The sequence below is a fragment of the Pseudomonas sp. NFX1 genome (assembly GCF_051123555.1).
Classification (GTDB): domain Bacteria; phylum Pseudomonadota; class Gammaproteobacteria; order Pseudomonadales; family Pseudomonadaceae; genus Aquipseudomonas; species Aquipseudomonas capeferrum.
Genome location: NZ_CP169366.1, coordinates 2,605,013 through 2,620,389, shown reverse-complemented (window position 1 = coordinate 2,620,389; position 15,377 = coordinate 2,605,013). Strand labels below are relative to the sequence as shown.

At 62.0% G+C, this 15,377-nt stretch carries 16 protein-coding genes and 2 tRNA genes; 10 read left to right on the top strand and 8 right to left on the bottom strand.

What is annotated here, in order from left to right; all coding sequences use genetic code 11:
- Positions 1-30 precede the first annotated feature (30 nt).
- The 5 genes from galU to DJ563_RS11695 all read left to right on the top strand — a co-directional run bounded on the left by galU (position 31) and on the right by DJ563_RS11695 (position 5,188).
- A complete protein-coding gene (galU, locus tag DJ563_RS11715; RefSeq protein ID WP_033696852.1) occupies positions 31-870 on the top strand; it encodes a UTP--glucose-1-phosphate uridylyltransferase GalU in 840 nt (279 codons plus the stop codon).
- A 97-nt stretch (positions 871-967) separates the two neighbouring features.
- Positions 968-2,323, top strand: coding sequence for a glutathione-disulfide reductase (gorA, locus tag DJ563_RS11710; protein ID WP_274099481.1), 1,356 nt, complete (start codon positions 968-970; stop codon positions 2,321-2,323).
- Positions 2,324-2,613: 290 nt separating this feature from the next.
- Entirely contained in the window at positions 2,614-3,177 is a 564-nt protein-coding gene (ahpC, locus tag DJ563_RS11705; RefSeq protein ID WP_033696855.1) for an alkyl hydroperoxide reductase subunit C, read from the top strand.
- A 202-nt stretch (positions 3,178-3,379) separates the two neighbouring features.
- Complete coding sequence (ahpF, locus tag DJ563_RS11700; RefSeq protein WP_434519572.1) at positions 3,380-4,942, top strand: alkyl hydroperoxide reductase subunit F; 1,563 nt, start codon at positions 3,380-3,382, stop codon at positions 4,940-4,942.
- A gap of 57 nt (positions 4,943-4,999) precedes the next feature.
- Entirely contained in the window at positions 5,000-5,188 is a 189-nt protein-coding gene (locus DJ563_RS11695; RefSeq protein ID WP_186659889.1) for a hypothetical protein, read from the top strand.
- A gap of 4 nt (positions 5,189-5,192) precedes the next feature.
- Here the strand turns inward: DJ563_RS11695 and DJ563_RS11690 are convergent, their stop codons facing one another.
- From DJ563_RS11690 to nhaR, 3 genes are all read right to left on the bottom strand, one after another.
- On the bottom strand, positions 5,193-5,840 hold the full coding sequence (locus tag DJ563_RS11690; RefSeq protein ID WP_033696859.1) for a YceH family protein: 648 nt from the start codon (positions 5,838-5,840) through the stop codon (positions 5,193-5,195).
- An 88-nt stretch (positions 5,841-5,928) separates the two neighbouring features.
- A complete protein-coding gene (sstT, locus tag DJ563_RS11685; RefSeq protein ID WP_434519571.1) occupies positions 5,929-7,140 on the bottom strand; it encodes a serine/threonine transporter SstT in 1,212 nt (403 codons plus the stop codon).
- 105 nt (positions 7,141-7,245) lie between these two features.
- On the bottom strand, positions 7,246-8,139 hold the full coding sequence (nhaR, locus tag DJ563_RS11680; RefSeq protein WP_033696862.1) for a transcriptional activator NhaR: 894 nt from the start codon (positions 8,137-8,139) through the stop codon (positions 7,246-7,248).
- 135 nt (positions 8,140-8,274) lie between these two features.
- Here nhaR and DJ563_RS11675 point away from each other — a divergent pair, with 135 nt between their 5' ends.
- Together DJ563_RS11675 and DJ563_RS11670 are read left to right on the top strand one after the other, a co-directional pair.
- Entirely contained in the window at positions 8,275-8,514 is a 240-nt protein-coding gene (locus DJ563_RS11675) for a hypothetical protein (protein WP_033696863.1), read from the top strand.
- Positions 8,515-8,542: 28 nt separating this feature from the next.
- On the top strand, positions 8,543-9,295 hold the full coding sequence (locus DJ563_RS11670) for a TerC family protein (RefSeq protein WP_033696865.1): 753 nt from the start codon (positions 8,543-8,545) through the stop codon (positions 9,293-9,295).
- A gap of 77 nt (positions 9,296-9,372) precedes the next feature.
- On the opposite strand, the gene DJ563_RS11665 is transcribed toward DJ563_RS11670, so the two are convergent.
- Complete coding sequence (locus DJ563_RS11665; protein ID WP_274099196.1) at positions 9,373-9,552, bottom strand: hypothetical protein; 180 nt, start codon at positions 9,550-9,552, stop codon at positions 9,373-9,375.
- Between the two features lie 223 nt (positions 9,553-9,775).
- Here DJ563_RS11665 and DJ563_RS11660 point away from each other — a divergent pair, with 223 nt between their 5' ends.
- A complete protein-coding gene (locus DJ563_RS11660; protein ID WP_434519570.1) occupies positions 9,776-10,462 on the top strand; it encodes a peptidase C39 family protein in 687 nt (228 codons plus the stop codon).
- A gap of 50 nt (positions 10,463-10,512) precedes the next feature.
- On the opposite strand, the gene DJ563_RS11655 is transcribed toward DJ563_RS11660, so the two are convergent.
- Positions 10,513-11,796, bottom strand: a complete 1,284-nt coding sequence (locus DJ563_RS11655; protein WP_033696870.1) for an NAD(P)/FAD-dependent oxidoreductase — start codon at positions 11,794-11,796, stop codon at positions 10,513-10,515.
- A 201-nt stretch (positions 11,797-11,997) separates the two neighbouring features.
- Between DJ563_RS11655 and DJ563_RS11650 the strand changes: the two genes are divergently transcribed.
- Together DJ563_RS11650 and DJ563_RS11645 are read left to right on the top strand one after the other, a co-directional pair.
- Positions 11,998-12,074: transfer RNA gene (locus DJ563_RS11650), tRNA-Val, on the top strand.
- Between the two features lie 183 nt (positions 12,075-12,257).
- Positions 12,258-12,334, top strand: a tRNA-Val gene (locus DJ563_RS11645).
- A gap of 46 nt (positions 12,335-12,380) precedes the next feature.
- On the opposite strand, the gene DJ563_RS11640 is transcribed toward DJ563_RS11645, so the two are convergent.
- From DJ563_RS11640 to DJ563_RS11630, 3 genes are read right to left on the bottom strand one after another with little or no spacing between them, the layout of a single operon-like run.
- Positions 12,381-13,661 (bottom strand): TRAP transporter large permease, encoded by a 1,281-nt coding sequence (locus DJ563_RS11640; protein WP_434519569.1) that lies wholly within the window; start codon positions 13,659-13,661, stop codon positions 12,381-12,383.
- Entirely contained in the window at positions 13,655-14,263 is a 609-nt protein-coding gene (locus DJ563_RS11635) for a TRAP transporter small permease subunit (RefSeq protein ID WP_434519568.1), read from the bottom strand. The genes DJ563_RS11640 and DJ563_RS11635 overlap by 7 nt, the downstream gene beginning before the upstream one ends.
- A 26-nt stretch (positions 14,264-14,289) precedes the next feature.
- Entirely contained in the window at positions 14,290-15,339 is a 1,050-nt protein-coding gene (locus tag DJ563_RS11630) for a TRAP transporter substrate-binding protein (RefSeq protein ID WP_274099199.1), read from the bottom strand.
- Positions 15,340-15,377: the final 38 nt, after the last annotated feature.

Below are 15,377 nucleotides of genomic sequence, written 5' to 3'. Positions count from 1 at the left end.
CACAGGCCTAGCCTTTGTTTAAGGACGTATATGATCAAGAAATGCTTGTTCCCGGCCGCCGGTTACGGCACCCGCTTCCTGCCCGCTACCAAAGCCATGCCCAAGGAAATGCTGCCGGTGGTCAACAAGCCACTGATCCAGTATGGCGTTGAAGAAGCGCTGGATGCCGGCCTGAACGAGATCTCCATTGTGACCGGCCGTGGCAAGCGTGCCCTGGAAGACCACTTCGACATCAGCTACGAGCTGGAAAACCAGATCAAGGGCACCGACAAGGAAAAGTACCTGGTCGGTATCCGTCGTCTGCTCAACGAGTGCTCCTTCTCCTACACCCGTCAGACCGAAATGAAGGGCCTGGGCCACGCGATCCTCACCGGCCGCCCACTGATCGGTGACGAACCGTTCGCGGTGGTGCTGGCTGACGACCTGTGCGTCAACCCGGAAGGTGACGGTGTACTGACCCAGATGGTCAAACTGTTCAAGCAGTACCGCTGCTCGATCGTCGCCATCCAGGAAGTCGACCCGCAGGAAACCAACAAGTACGGTGTGATCGCCGGTGAGATGATCCGCGACGACATCTACCGTGTCACCAACATGGTCGAAAAGCCTGCACCGGAAGACGCGCCTTCGAACCTGGCGATCATCGGCCGCTACATCCTGACCCCGGACATCTTCGATATCATCGCCAATACCGAGCCTGGCAAAGGCGGCGAAATCCAGATCACTGACGCCCTGCTGCAGCAGGCCAAAGATGGCTGCGTGATTGCCTACAAGTTCAAGGGCAAGCGTTTCGACTGCGGTGGCGCCGAAGGCTACATCGACGCGACCAACTTCTGCTTCGAGAACTACTACAAGACTGGCAAGGCTTACTGATAAGCCCCGCTGGTCTGCAAGCCACCCCTCGGGGTGGCTTTTTTGTTTGCGGCGGCCAACGGCGGTATGCTGGGCGCCAGCCTAGGAGACTGAATAAATGGCCTACGATTTTGATCTGTTCGTGATTGGTGCCGGGTCCGGCGGTGTGCGCGCAGCGCGTTTTGCCGCGGGCTTCGGCGCGAAGGTGGCGGTAGCCGAAAGCCGCTACCTGGGCGGTACCTGCGTCAACGTCGGCTGCGTGCCGAAAAAACTGCTGGTGTATGGCGCGCATGTCGCCGACGAGCTGGAACAGGCTGCAGGCTTCGGCTGGACCCTGGAAGAAGGGCATTTCGACTGGGGCACCCTGATTGCCAACAAAAACCGGGAGATCGAGCGCCTCAACGGTATCTACCGCAACCTGCTGGTCAACAGCGGGGTGACCCTGTTGCAGGGCCATGCACGCCTGACCGGCGCCAACGAGGTGGAAGTCGACGGCCAGCGCTATACCGCCGAGCACATCCTCATCGCCACCGGCGGCTGGCCGCAGGTGCCGGACATCCCTGGCAAGGAACTGGCCATCACCTCCAACGAAGCGTTCTACCTCAAGGCGTTGCCGCGCCGCGTGCTGGTGGTGGGCGGTGGCTACATTGCCGTCGAGTTCGCTGGCATCTTCCAGGGCCTGGGTGCCGATACCAGCTTGCTGTACCGGGGCGATCTGTTCCTGCGCGGGTTTGACGGTTCGGTGCGCACGCACTTGAAGGAAGAGCTTGAAAAACGCGGCCTCGATCTGCAGTTCAACGCCGATATCCAGCGCATCGACCAGTTGGACGACGGCAGCCTCAAGGCCACCCTCAAGGATGGCCGCGAGCTGGTTGCCGACTGCGTGTTCTACGCCACCGGGCGGCGGCCGATGCTCGACAATTTGGGCCTGGAGAACACGGGCGTCGAGCTGGATGCACGGGGCTACATTCGCGTCGACGAGCAGTACCAGACCACAGCGCCGTCGATTCTGGCCATTGGCGATGTGATCGGTCGCGTGCAGCTCACCCCAGTGGCGCTGGCCGAAGGCATGGCCGTTGCGCGGCGTTTGTTCAAGCCCGAACAGTACCGCCCGGTGGACTACCAGAACATCCCCACTGCGGTGTTCAGCCAGCCGCCGATCGGCACCGTTGGCCTCACCGAGGAACAGGCGCTGGAGGCCGGCCATAAGGTGCAGATCTTCGAGAGCCGTTTCCGGGCCATGAAGCTGACCTTGACCGACATCCAGGAAAAGACCCTGATGAAGCTGGTGGTCGATGCCCAGACCGACAAGGTGCTGGGCTGCCACATGGTCGGGCCGGATGCCGGCGAGATCGTGCAGGGCCTGGGCATTGCGCTGAAGGCGGGCGCGACCAAGCAGCAGTTCGACGAGACCATCGGCGTTCACCCGACCGCAGCCGAAGAATTCGTCACGATGCGCACCGTCACCCGCTAAAAGCACCTCTGGCCTTTGTAGGAGCGGCCTTGCGTCGCGAAAGGGCTGCGCAGCGGCCCCAGGATCTGTGTTTCGACGCCGAAATCCTGGGGCCGCTTCGCAGCCCCGTCGCGACGCAAGGCCGCTCCTACACAAAGCAACCGCCGCTCAGCGCTATCTCTTCTATTAATAAACCCTGGTTATAGCCAAAACCAATCGCCAGCATCAGGTTTGCCAATGAGCCTTTCTGGCGACCAGCGGTTAGGATTCTCTCCGTCAACTGATTTCAACCCCATGAAGGAGCGTCTCTCATGCCTATCATCAACAGCCAGGTCAAACCGTTCAACGCCACCGCCTTCCACAACGGCGAATTCGTTCAGGTAAGCGAAGCCGACCTGAAAGGCAAGTGGTCTGTCGTGTTCTTCTACCCGGCCGACTTCACCTTCGTTTGCCCGACCGAGCTGGGTGACCTTGCTGACAACTACGCAGAGTTCCAGAAACTCGGCGTGGAAATCTACGGCGTGTCCACCGACACCCACTTCACCCACAAAGCCTGGCACGACACCTCGGAAACCATCGGCAAGATCAAGTACCCGCTGATCGGTGACCCGACCCACGTCATCTCGCGCAACTTCGACGTGCTGATCGAAGAAGCCGGCCTGGCCGATCGCGGTACCTTCGTGATCAACCCGGAAGGCCAGATCAAGATCGTCGAAATCAACGACGGTGGTGTAGGCCGTGATGCCAGCGAACTGCTGCGCAAGGTCAAGGCTGCCCAGTACGTCGCTGCCCACCCAGGCGAAGTCTGCCCGGCCAAGTGGAAAGAAGGCGAAGCCACCCTGGCGCCATCCCTGGACCTGGTCGGCAAGATCTAATCGTCGTCCGATAAGTGCCTGCGCGACGATCATGCTGCGTTGAAACTCATCGCCGCTCGGCACTTCTCGAACGAATTACGTCATGCGCCAGTCGAGGGCGGTAAGCAGCCGCCAAAGCTGAAGTACTTACCGCCCCGCCAAACGCCCGGGCGCTGTTGCCTGGGCGTTTTTGTATCCGAAGATTGAAAAAGGAATCGCCCGTATGTTGGACGCCACGCTTAAATCGCAACTGAAAACCTACCTGGAGCGGGTCACCCAGCCGATCGAGATCGTTGCTTCCCTCGACGACGGCGCGAAATCCCGCGAATTGCACGACCTGCTGGTGGAAATCGCCGGCCTGTCGAACCTGATTACCCTGCGCGCGGACGGGACCGACGCTCGTCGTCCATCGTTCTCGCTCAATCGCCCTGGGGCTGACATCAGCCTGCGTTTCGCCGGCATCCCCATGGGCCACGAATTCACCTCCCTGGTGCTGGCGCTGCTGCAAGTCGGTGGCCACCCGTCCAAGGCCAGCGCCGAAGTGATCGAGCAGATCCAAGGGCTGCAAGGCGAATTCACCTTCGAAACCTACTTCTCGCTGTCGTGCCAGAACTGCCCGGACGTGGTCCAGGCGCTGAACCTGATGGCGGTGCTCAACCCCAACGTGCGCCACGTGGCCATCGACGGCGCGCTGTTCCAGGACGAAGTCGAATCGCACAAAGTCATGGCAGTGCCGAGCATCTACCTGAACGGTGAAGTGTTCGGCCAGGGCCGCATGGGCCTGGAAGAGATTCTGGGCAAAATCGACACCAGTGCCGGCAGCCGCCAGGCCGAAAAGATCAACGCCAAGGACGCTTTCGATGTATTGATCGTCGGCGGTGGCCCGGCCGGCGCTGCGGCCGCGATCTATGCCGCGCGTAAAGGTATCCGTACCGGTGTTGCCGCCGAGCGTTTTGGCGGCCAGGTGGTCGACACCCTGGCCATCGAGAACTTTATCTCGGTGCAGGAAACCGAAGGGCCGAAACTGGCCACTGCGCTGGAAGAACACGTCAAGCAGTACGACGTCGATATCATGAACCTGCAGCGCGGCGAAGCGCTGATCCCGGCCATCGATGGTGGCCTGCACGAAGTGCGGCTGGCGGGCGGTGCGTCGCTCAAGGCCAAGACCGTGATCCTGGCCACCGGTGCACGCTGGCGCGAAATGAACGTGCCGGGCGAGCAGCAATACCGTGCCCGCGGCGTGGCTTACTGCCCGCACTGTGATGGCCCGCTGTTCAAGGGCAAGCGTGTGGCGGTGATCGGCGGCGGCAACTCGGGCGTGGAAGCGGCCATCGATTTGGCGGGCATCGTCGCCCAGGTGACCCTGATCGAGTTCGACAGCCAGTTGCGTGCCGACGCCGTGTTGCAACGCAAGCTGCACAGCCTGCCGAACGTCAAGGTGATCACCCGCGCATTGACCACCGAAGTGGTCGGCGATGGTGAGAAGGTGACGGGGCTGCGCTACAAGGATCGCGCCAGCGATGAGCTGCATGACCTGGCGCTGGAAGGCATCTTCGTGCAGATCGGCCTGTTGCCCAATACCGACTGGCTCAAGGGCACCGTCGAGCTGTCGCCGCGCGGCGAGATCATTGTCGATGCCAAGGGCGCGACCAACATCCCCGGCGTGTTTGCCGCAGGTGATGTGACCACCGTGCCGTACAAGCAGATCGTCATTGCGGTGGGTGAGGGCGCCAAGGCTTCGCTGGCGGCCTTCGACCACCTGATTCGGGCTTCGGCCCCGGCGTAAGTCAGCAGCAGCCTGAGGGTGTCTATCATTACCCCAGACACCCTCAGGAACCTCACCATGACCCTGATCAGCCGCGAACCCTGGTGGCTAGTGCCACCCAAGCCCGGGCAGAAAGAGCAGGACCTGCACTGGGGCTACCTGGAAATCTACGCCGACGGCCGCACCGTGTTCGTCGACCAGCGCCCCAGTGAGCGGGAGCTGGCCGAGCGCAAGAGCTGTCGCAATTTCCCCGACCCCGAGCACTAATGGCTCAGCCTTCGAGTTCGGCCAGGCGCGCCTCCAGCGCAGCTATCCGGGCCTCCAGGGCCTCCATTCGCTCTTCCGAAACACTGCCACCGCTGCTGCGGGCACCGCCTTCCTGTTGGCGTGCGGCCATGATCGCTTCGATTTCTGCCGGGTCGCCCAATGCATGGGTGTAGCGGTCTTCGCGCTGGCCTGCCTGGCGCGGCAGGTGCAGGGCAAGGTCACGAGAAATCAGGCGTTCCAGCTGGTGCTGGATCTGCTCGGTGTCATCGAATTCATGCAGGCGGTTGCTGCGGCTGAGCAACTCGTTGAGGGTTTGCGGGCCGCGCAAGAACATCAGGCCCATCAGCACCAGTTGCGCCGGCACCAATTCCAGAGCCTTGTCCACCCGCTGCTCCCAGCGGTCGGCACGGCTGCCCATCTGCAAGCGGGTCATGCCTTGGCCTTCGAGCGCCCGCAGGGCTTGGCCGACCTGGCCTTGGGTGAGGTTCATCACAGGTTCCCGGCTGGTCTTCTGGTTGCAGGCCAAAACCAGGGCATTGAGGGTCAGTGGGTAGCTTTCCGGGCTGGTGGCCTGCTTTTCGATCAGCGAGCCGAGAATGCGGATCTCGGTGCTGTTGAAACGGCCTTCACCTACGGTTTCGTGTTCTGACATGGCCCTGTCTCATTGCGAGGAAAAGGCCACTAGCGTAGGTAAAGCCGTTGATTAAGGCAATTGGGGCCGCAACACGGCCCCGACAGCCTCACGCCCCGCGTCGTTCCTCAGCCTGGCACGCCGCCGCCGTGAACAGCACGTCGGTCGACGAATTCAGCGCAGTTTCCGCCGAGTCCTGCAGCACACCAATGATGAAGCCCACCGCAACCACCTGCATGGCAATCTCGCTGGGGATGCCGAACAGGCTGCACGCCAGCGGGATCAACAACAGCGAACCACCTGCCACGCCCGAGGCGCCGCACGCACAGACAGCCGCCACCACGCTGAGCAGCACGGCAGTCGGCAGGTCGACCGGGATACCCAGAGTATGCACTGCGGCCAGTGTCAGTACGGTGATGGTGATCGCTGCGCCCGCCATGTTGATGGTCGCGCCCAGCGGGATCGACACCGAATAGGTGTCTTCATGCAGGCCAAGGCGCTCCGACAGGGCCAGGTTGACCGGGATGTTGGCCGCCGAACTGCGGGTGAAGAACGCCGTGATACCGCTCTCGCGCAGGCACAGCAGGGTCAGCGGATACGGGTTGCGGCGAATTTTCCAGTACACGATCAGCGGGTTCATCACCAGGGCCACAAACAGCATGCAGCCAATCAGCACGGCCAGCAGGTGCAGGTAGCCGAGCAGGGCTTCGAGGCCCGACTGGGCGAGGGTGGCGCTGACCAGGCCGAAGATGCCCAGCGGGGCGAAGCGAATGACCACGCGCACGATCAAGGTCACCCCGTTGGACAGGTCCTCGACCACGGTGCGGGTGGTTTCGCCGGCATGGCGCAGGGCCACGCCCAGGCCGATGGCCCAGGTCAGCACGCCAATGAAGTTGGCATTGAGCAAGGCGTTGACCGGGTTGTCGACTGCGCTCAGCAGCAGGTTCTGCAGGACTTCGCTGATGCCGCCCGGTGCACTCAGGGTTGCCTCGCCGGTGCTCAGGACCAGGTTGGACGGGAACAGCATACTGGCCACCACGGCCACCACCGCTGCGGCGAAGGTGCCCAGCAGGTACAGCCACAGGATCGGGCGTATGTGGGTTTCCTGGCCGTGGCGGTGGTTGGCGATCGAGGCCATGACCAGAATGAACACCAACACTGGTGCCACCGCCTTGAGGGCGCTGACGAATACCTTGCCAAGGAAGGCCAGGTCGCGGGCGACGTCGGGTGCGAGCAGCGCCAGGGCGATACCGGCCAGCAGGCCGATGACGATCTGCGTCACAAGGCTGGTGCGGTTGAGAAGGCGGAAGAAGGGGGTCATATGCAGCGATATCCCAGCATGTTCAAAAAGGGCGAAACTTTACCATAGACCTTTGTCGGGCAGGTTCGCGGTCTTCGAGGGGGCACGCGCGAAGCGGCCAGCACATCACCAGTGGAACAACTCTCGCCGCGCCCCCTCGGTAATGGCGACGATCCCCGGGTGCTTGACCTTGCGCTCCACCGAAATGGCATAGAACGACTCATGCACCGCTTCGGTCTGCCCGATCAACTGCACGCCATACTGGCGGCACACCTCCTCGGCAATCACGCTGGGCGCCACGAATATGCCGCTGCCCGATTGCCCAAACGCCTGCATCAAGGCGCTGTCGTCGAACTCGCCAACGATCCGCGGCTGCACCTGCTGTTCCCCTAGCCAGCGCAGCAAACGGCTGCGCACCACGGTCTCCTGGCCCGGAATCAACAGCGGTGCATCGTCCAGGCAGGCAGGGAAGGGGCCGGCAAGGCGTTGCGCCAACGCCTGGGTGGCGAAGAAGCTCAGGCCACACTCGCCGAGCTTCTGGCTGTAGCCCTTGATATCCAGATGGTTGGGCATCGGGCTGTCGGAAATGACCAGGTCCAGGCGCTGGATCGCCAGGTCCGCCAGCAGCCGCTCGAGTTTGTCTTCTCGGCAATTGATGCGCAGCACCTCGTCCAGCTCCATGGTCGGCGCCAGCAGGCGATAGACGATGGATTTGGGGACCACGTCGGCCACCCCCACGCGAAACAGAATCTGCTCTTGCGGGCCGGCGCGCAGCATGGCTTCCAGCTCGCCGCCGAGCTGGAACATCTGCTCGGCATACACCAACGTCTGGCGGCCGGTCTCGGTCAGCTCCAGCTGCCGACCGACCCGCTGGAACAATTCAAGGCCATACGTCTGCTCGAACAAGCTGATCTGCCCGCTGATGGTCTGCGGGGTGAGGTTCAACTGCTCGCTGGCACGCGCGATGCTGCCGGTCTTGGCCACGGCCCAGAAGTAGTGCAACTGGCGATAGTTGAGCATCGGTGTATTTCTCGATTCGTAAAAACCGAAGTATAACCGCTGAAAATACGAATTTTCCTGATGTATTCGCCTCTCTAGAATGCGACTCCATTAGGCGCGTTGCGCGCCGCCGGAATATCGACAAGCGAGGAACCCATGTTGCAGCTTAAATCCATTGGCACGCCTTTGGTGCTGGCCCTGGCCCTGTTCACCCTGGCCGGCTGCGATCAGGCCGAAAAATCTGCCCAGCAGATGCTCGACCAAGCCGCCCAGTCGGCCAAGCAGGCCATCGACAAGACCAACGAAGCGGCCCAGCAGGCCCTGAGCGATGCCATCGGCAGCGAAGGCCAGCCGCCCAAAGATGCTGAAAAGCACGAAAAGACCCAGGACATCTGACCCCAAGACCCGATGCAGGATTGATTAAATGGAATATTTGCTGGAACTCGCCGCAAGCCCGACCGCCTGGGTCGCCCTCGCCACCTTGGTGGCCATGGAGATCGTGCTCGGCATCGACAACCTGATCTTCATCTCCATCCTGACCAACAAGCTACCCATGGAATACCGTTCCAAGGCGCGGCGCATTGGTATCAGCATGGCCCTGGTCATGCGCCTGGCGCTGCTCAGCACCGTGGCCTGGATCGTGCAGCTGACCGAGCCGGTGATCGATGTGTTCGGCCACAGTTTCTCGTGGAAGGACATGATTCTGATCGCAGGTGGCTTGTTCCTGCTGTGGAAGGCCACCAAGGAAATCCACGAGAACGTCGACCCGCATGGTGCCAAGGAAGAGTCCAAGGCCGGTTCCACCATCACCTTGGGCTTTGCCGCAGCCATCGGCCAGATCCTGCTGTTGGATATCGTCTTCTCGATCGACAGCATCATTACCGCCGTGGGTATGACCGAGCACCTGCCGATCATGATCATTGCCGTGATCGCTGCCGTCATCGTGATGCTGGTGGCGGCCGACCCGCTGGCCAAGTTCATCAATGACAACCCGACCGTGGTGATGCTGGCCCTGGGCTTCCTGATCATGATCGGCATGACCCTGATCGCCGAAGGCATGGGGGCTCATGTACCGAAAGGGTATGTGTACGCAGCGATGGCCTTCTCGACCTTGATCGAGGTCCTCAACATCATGGCCCGTCGGGCGCGGCTCAAGCGCGAAGCGGCAGAAGGTTGATGTAAAAGGCGCAGGCCCACCGCTGGCCTTGAAGCCAGGGGTGGGTCTCGCGAAAGGACCATCACAAAAGCGTGAGTTTAATGCGCCTCCACTTGCCGCCGTACCCTGCGCCCAACCTGAGGTTTGGCCAGGCCCTGCGGTGGCAGGGAGTGATGATGGGAATGACGCCGTACGATACGCAGTACACCCCACAGCATGGCGGCTGCGACGCTCAGCCACATACCTACCAGCATGAGGATTGCCAGGGTCAGGCTCATGTGTGCCTCCTTCTCTCGGGCAAGCGCGCTGTCAGCCAGGGCTCGCCTTACAGACACTGCATTAGTCTAGCTCGACCCGTGTGACGTTCCATTGATCAAAGGTCTATTGCTTGGTCCGATTGGCTACAAGCCTGTGTCGGACTATACCCGCGCACCTGTGGGCCCTATGATCTGAGCCCAGAGCCGGGCGCTGCCTGCCTGGCATCGGAACAAGCGAGTGCCCATGGAGCAAGTTTCCTTCAAACCGCTGGCCTCAGCCCCGCGCCGGCTGTTGCTGGCCTGCCTGATGGCGGCCACCTTGGCCGGTTGTGCCAGCGCACCGCCCGCGAACCTGAAAGGCCTGCCGCAGCGGGTCGAGATCAGCAGCGTGCCGTTCTACCGCGGCAATGCCAACCACAGCGGCGCGATGGCCCTGGCAGCGCTGCTTTCGCAGCAGGGCGCGCCGATCACGCCAGGCCTGCTGGACAAACCATTGAACCTGCCCCAAGGCGCTGAAACGCTGGACACCAGCATCCCCCGCGTGGCGCGTGACTACGGCATGGTGGTGTACGCACTGGACAAGCAGATGGACGCTTTGCTGACGCAGGTGGCGGCGGGCAACCCGGTTTTGCTGCGTTACGAGGAGGGTTCAGCCTGGTGGAGCGAACCACGCTACGCGGTGCTGATCGGTTATGACCGCTACAAGCAGCGGGTACTGTTGCGCTCAGGCATGCACCGCAGGCAACTGATGGCCTTCGATGATTTTGCTTCGGCCTGGGCCAAGCAGGGCAGTTGGGCGGTGCTGGTGCAACCGCCGCGGCAACTGCCCGCCCAGGTAGACCGGCAACGCTGGTTGCAGGCGGCTGACGAACTGGCCCGGGCAGGGCAGGAAATCGCCGCGAAGCAGGCCGTGAACAGCCTGGGGCGGTAAACGTACACCGGCCTCGTGAAGAGGCCGGTGCCAGGTTACCGAGGTATCAATCAGAAGCCCAGGCGGTCACGCAGGCTGTAGTACCAGGCACCGATGGCGCTGAATGGCACACGCAGCATCTGGCCACCCGGGAACGGGTAGTGCGGCAGGCCGGCGAATGCATCGAAACGCTCGGCCTGGCCACGCAGCGCCTCGGCCAGCACCTTGCCTGCCAGGTGCGTGTAGGTGACGCCGTGGCCCGAGCAGCCCTGGGAGTAATAGATGTTGTCGCCGATGCGGCCAACCTGTGGCAGGCGCGACAGGGTCAGCAGGAAGTTGCCGGTCCAGGCGTAATCGATCTTCACGTTCTGCAGCTGCGGGAAGGCCTTGAGCATCTTCGGACGGATGATCGCCTCGATGTTCGCTGGGTCACGCGCGCCGTAGACCACGCCGCCGCCGAAGATCAGGCGCTTGTCGCTGGTCAGGCGGTAGTAGTCGAGCAGGTAGTTGCAGTCTTCGACACAGTAATCCTGCGGCAGCAGGGTACGTGCCAGGTCATCGCTCAGGGGCTCGGTGGTGATCACCTGGGTGCCGCACGGCATGGACTTGGCGGCCAGCTCTGGCACCAGGTTGCCCAGGTAGGCGTTACCGGCGACGATGATGAACTTGGCGCGCACCTTGCCTTGCGGTGTGTGCACGACCGGGTTGGCGCCACGCTCGATACGGATGGCTGGGGTCTGCTCATAGATGATGCCGCCCAGCGACTCGACCGCGGCCGCTTCGCCCAAGGCCAGGTTCAGCGGGTGGATGTGGCCGCCGCTCATGTCCAGCATGCCGCCGATATAGCTGTCGCATGCGACTACTTCACGGATGCGCTTCTGGTCCATCAGCTCGAGCTGGTTGTGGCCGAAGCGTTCCCACAGGCGCTTCTGCGACTCCAGGTGGCCCATCTGTTTAGGGGTGATGGCTGCGAACACGCCACCGTCTTTCAGGTCGCACTGGATATTGTACTTGGCGACACGCTCACGAATGATGCGGCCACCTTCGAATGCCATCTGGCCCAGCAGTTGTGCCTGCTTGGGGCCAACGGTGCGCTCGATCACGTCGATGTCACGGCTGTAGCTGTTGACGATCTGGCCGCCGTTGCGGCCGGACGCGCCAAAACCAACCTTGGCGGCTTCGACGATGCTGACCTTGAAGCCGTTTTCCAGCAGGAACAGGGCGCTGGACAGGCCGGTGTAGCCGGCACCGATGATGCACACATCGGTTTCCACCTCACCCTGCAGCGCCGGACGTGGCGGCACCGGGTTAGCCGAGGCGGCGTAGTAGGACTGGGGGTAGGGGGTGTTGGCCATGCTCGAGAAACCTCGTGTGTTATATTTTTAACGAATGTAGCGATGCTATCAATAATAATAAACACCCGCTAGTCGTCCGTTGAAAATCCTTTACCCGGCCGTCGCCGAAGCCTTCCTATAAAGAGGTTAAGATTCAGTAAGTTAGCGCGAAAAAAAGTGTTGACATGGTTTTCGGAATGCGTAGAATGCGCACCACACGACAGGCACATAGCTCAGTTGGTTAGAGCACCACCTTGACATGGTGGGGGTCGTTGGTTCGAGTCCAATTGTGCCTACCAAATCGAAGAAGGGGCAATCCGAAAGGGTTGCCCCTTTTTTCATTGGGCGGCCTTGCGAGGGCGTCGATCCGGTCGAAAAGGGGCATGAAGCAGCCCCTCCGGTCAAAACCGAAAGTTTTTGATTTTTCTGAAAAAAAAGCTTTACAGGTACGCATTCGATCCCTAATATGCGCACCACACGACAGGCACATAGCTCAGTTGGTTAGAGCACCACCTTGACATGGTGGGGGTCGTTGGTTCGAGTCCAATTGTGCCTACCAAATCGAAAAAGGGCGATCCACACGGATCGCCCTTTTTTATTGCCCGCTAAACGGCTGCCGGCAACCACAACGCCAGTTGTGGAAAGGCGATCAACAGCGCGATCAGCACCAGCAACGCCAGGCAGAACGGCAGCGCGCCGTACACCACGTCCATGAAGTTGCCCCGGCCACGAATGCTCTGCACCACGAACAGGTTCATGCCGAACGGTGGCGTAATCTGGCCCATCTCGCACAGCACGATCAACACCACCCCAAACCACAACGGATCGAAGCCCAGTGCGACGATGATCGGCACGATCAGCGGCGCGGTGGTGATCAACATGGCCAGCGTGTCCATGAAGCAACCCAGCACGATGTAGAACAAGATGATCGCCAGCAGTGTGGCCGTGGGGGAAAGGTTCAGGTCAGTGACAAAATGGACCAGCGTGGTGGTCAGGCCAATGGAGGCCAGCACAAAGTTGAGAAAGAACGCCGACAAGGTGATGAACATGATCATGCCGGTGGTGCGCAGGGTTGCCTCGAACGCCTGACCCAGGCTCTGCCAGGTGAACGCCCGGCGCCACAGGCCCAGGCCGAAGGCGCTGAGCACACCCAGCGCGGCCGACTCGCTGGCGGTGGCGAAGCCGCTGTAGATCGAACCTATCACCAGGGCGAAAATCGCCAGTGGCGGCAACAGGTCAGGGAGGCAGGCCAGGCGCTCGGCCCAGCGCGTAGGCGCCTTGCGGCCGTCCAGCTGTGGCCGAATCAGGCAGGCCAACACGATCAACGCGATAAACAGCACGCTCAGGATGATGCTGGGAACGGTCGCGGCCAGGTACAGCTTGGGCACTGACACGTTGGCGATCAGGGCAAACAGGATCATGTTGATCGAAGGCGGAATCAGGATGCCCAGTGTGCCACCGGCGGCAATCGAGCCGAGAAACAGTGGCGCGTTGTAGCCTTTGCGTTCCTGCTCGGGGATGGCCAGGGTCGAGATGGTGGCCGCAGTCGCCACGCTGGAGCCGCTGGTGGTGGCGAACAGCGCGCTGGCGCCGATGTTCGAATTCATCAAGCCACCTGGCAGCCACGACAGCCACTTTTCGACGGCCTGGTACATCCGCCCGGCCACGCCTGAGCACACCAGCAGTTCACCCATCAGGATGTACAAAGGGATCGCTACCAGAAGGAATTCGCTACTGGTATTCCAGGCAATTTCACCCATGGCGCTGCTTAACGGCAATGTCGAGAACAGCTGCGACAGGGACATGCCCAGCAGGCCGACGCTGACTGCAGCGGCCACGCTAAGCGCCAGCAGTGCGAGCAGCACGATCAGGGTGAGGCTCAGCATGGCTTTTGCTCCGTGCCAGCAGCGGGGCTACCGTGGTAGCGCTCCTGCTGAATGTCCTCCTCGACCGAGTTGATGCCGATCAGTTTGCTGACAGCGTGCCAGCGGCCGTGCAGCAAGTGGCGGGTGCAGGTGACCATCAAGCTCGACAAGGTCAGGGCAAAGAACACGTAGCCGGCGAACCAGAGTGATTGGGGCAGCCATTGTGGTACCTGCAGTGGCGTGTTTGACACTGAACGGTATTCGATGGAGTCCCACAGCACGTTCCACGCGTGGTAGGCCAATGTGCTGGCAAGCACCAGCATGCAGGCGAGGGCGAACAGGTCGAGCGCGACCCTGGGGCGCAGGCCAAGGCGGGTGTAGAGGATGTCCACGCGGATATGTGCGCGCTTCAGCAAGGTGACCGGGAACGCCCAGGCGCTGGTGATCGCCAGCACGTAACCGGCTATTTCGTCGGCGCCGCCCATGGAGATACCCAGGGCCTTGCGCAAGATCAGGTCGATGCCGATCAGAAGGGCGCAGGTGAGCAGCGCGAAGCCGCCGACCCAGGTACTGGCCTTGGCAATGGCGCTGATGGCTCCCATGCCTGAGCGGGCGGTGTGCATGTGGGTAGTCTCCGAAGCAGGGTAACTCATGGGGCCAGGCGCATGCCGATGGCATCGCCCACGGTGGCATTCCAGCGTGCCACGCAGGGGCCGCCGCAGCGTTTGCCCCAGTCGTTGGCAATGGTCAGTGCGGCCTGGCGCAGGGTCTGCTTCTCTGTTGCGGTCGGGGCCGAGGCGGTCATGTGTGCGGGGTGATGAATCTGGCAGTCAGGGCCGCCGACATTGCAGGCCTGGGCATAACGGTTCTCGTTGGCGGTCGCTTGCCACAGGGCCTGCTCCAGCACTTGCGATTGCACCTGCAGCAATTGCTGCACCTCGGGCGGCAGTTGCTGCCAGCGCTTCAGGCCGATGCCATAGAAGCCGATCGACCAATCCACGGGCAGGTTGTAAAGGTAGCCTGCAACGTCGTACCACTTGGCGGCGTTGCCCGAGCCAATGCCGGTGATGGCGCAGTCGATGACACCGGTTTGCATGGCGGTTACCACCTCGGCAAAGGGCAGGGTGACGGGGGCCGCGCCCATGGCCTTGACCAGCTCGGCCATGTTGCGCCCGCGAGTGCGCACTTTCCTGCCCTTCAAGTCAGCCAGCGAGTGCACGGCATCGCGGCAAAAGAAGACCTGCGCGGTATAGGGGACGGTGGCCAGCAACTTGATGCCGTGACGCTCGGCCATGCGTTGTTCGAGCACCGGCTTGTAGGCATTGGCGACCCTGTGGGCGGTGTCGATGGTATCGGCCAGGCCGGGCAGGTCCACACCTTCGAAGGTGGCATCGTCGCCGGCGACGAAGGCGAACACGCCCATGCCGATATCGACTGCGCCAAAGCGCATCAGGCGAATGATCTCCGGGCCTTTCAGGCCACTCTCCGACAACCCCAGCAGTTGCGCGGTGACCCTGCCTTGCGAGCGCGCGGGCAACGTCTGATTCCAGAACGGCTGTTCAACCGCCCGGAACGTGTAGTTGTGGCTGCCACCGCCCACCACGTTGAAGCGCATCACGGGGTAGTCCTGCGCGCGCGCCAGCGAGGTACCGAGCAGCGCGCCGAACGCCAGGGGGATGAGCAGCGAGCTGAGTTTCACGGCAGTCCTCTTGTGCTTGTTCGGGAGCTACTTCGGGG

What these genes read in the sequence shown, in the direction of transcription:
- DJ563_RS11660 (WP_434519570.1), top strand. Translation starts at nt 9,776, where the DNA reads ATGGAGCAAGTTTCCTTCAAACCGCTGGCCTCAGCCCCGCGCCGGCTG.
- DJ563_RS11695 (WP_186659889.1), top strand. Translation starts at nt 5,000, where the DNA reads ATGACCCTGATCAGCCGCGAACCCTGGTGGCTAGTGCCACCCAAGCCC.
- gorA (WP_274099481.1), top strand. Translation starts at nt 968, where the DNA reads ATGGCCTACGATTTTGATCTGTTCGTGATTGGTGCCGGGTCCGGCGGT.
- sstT (WP_434519571.1), bottom strand. Translation starts at nt 7,140, where the DNA reads ATGACCCCCTTCTTCCGCCTTCTCAACCGCACCAGCCTTGTGACGCAG.
- ahpC (WP_033696855.1), top strand. Translation starts at nt 2,614, where the DNA reads ATGCCTATCATCAACAGCCAGGTCAAACCGTTCAACGCCACCGCCTTC.
- DJ563_RS11690 (WP_033696859.1), bottom strand. Translation starts at nt 5,840, where the DNA reads ATGTCAGAACACGAAACCGTAGGTGAAGGCCGTTTCAACAGCACCGAG.
- DJ563_RS11675 (WP_033696863.1), top strand. Translation starts at nt 8,275, where the DNA reads ATGTTGCAGCTTAAATCCATTGGCACGCCTTTGGTGCTGGCCCTGGCC.
- nhaR (WP_033696862.1), bottom strand. Translation starts at nt 8,139, where the DNA reads ATGCTCAACTATCGCCAGTTGCACTACTTCTGGGCCGTGGCCAAGACC.
- DJ563_RS11670 (WP_033696865.1), top strand. Translation starts at nt 8,543, where the DNA reads ATGGAATATTTGCTGGAACTCGCCGCAAGCCCGACCGCCTGGGTCGCC.
- galU (WP_033696852.1), top strand. Translation starts at nt 31, where the DNA reads ATGATCAAGAAATGCTTGTTCCCGGCCGCCGGTTACGGCACCCGCTTC.
- DJ563_RS11635 (WP_434519568.1), bottom strand. Translation starts at nt 14,263, where the DNA reads ATGCACACCGCCCGCTCAGGCATGGGAGCCATCAGCGCCATTGCCAAG.
- DJ563_RS11665 (WP_274099196.1), bottom strand. Translation starts at nt 9,552, where the DNA reads ATGAGCCTGACCCTGGCAATCCTCATGCTGGTAGGTATGTGGCTGAGC.
- DJ563_RS11655 (WP_033696870.1), bottom strand. Translation starts at nt 11,796, where the DNA reads ATGGCCAACACCCCCTACCCCCAGTCCTACTACGCCGCCTCGGCTAAC.
- ahpF (WP_434519572.1), top strand. Translation starts at nt 3,380, where the DNA reads ATGTTGGACGCCACGCTTAAATCGCAACTGAAAACCTACCTGGAGCGG.
- DJ563_RS11640 (WP_434519569.1), bottom strand. Translation starts at nt 13,661, where the DNA reads ATGCTGAGCCTCACCCTGATCGTGCTGCTCGCACTGCTGGCGCTTAGC.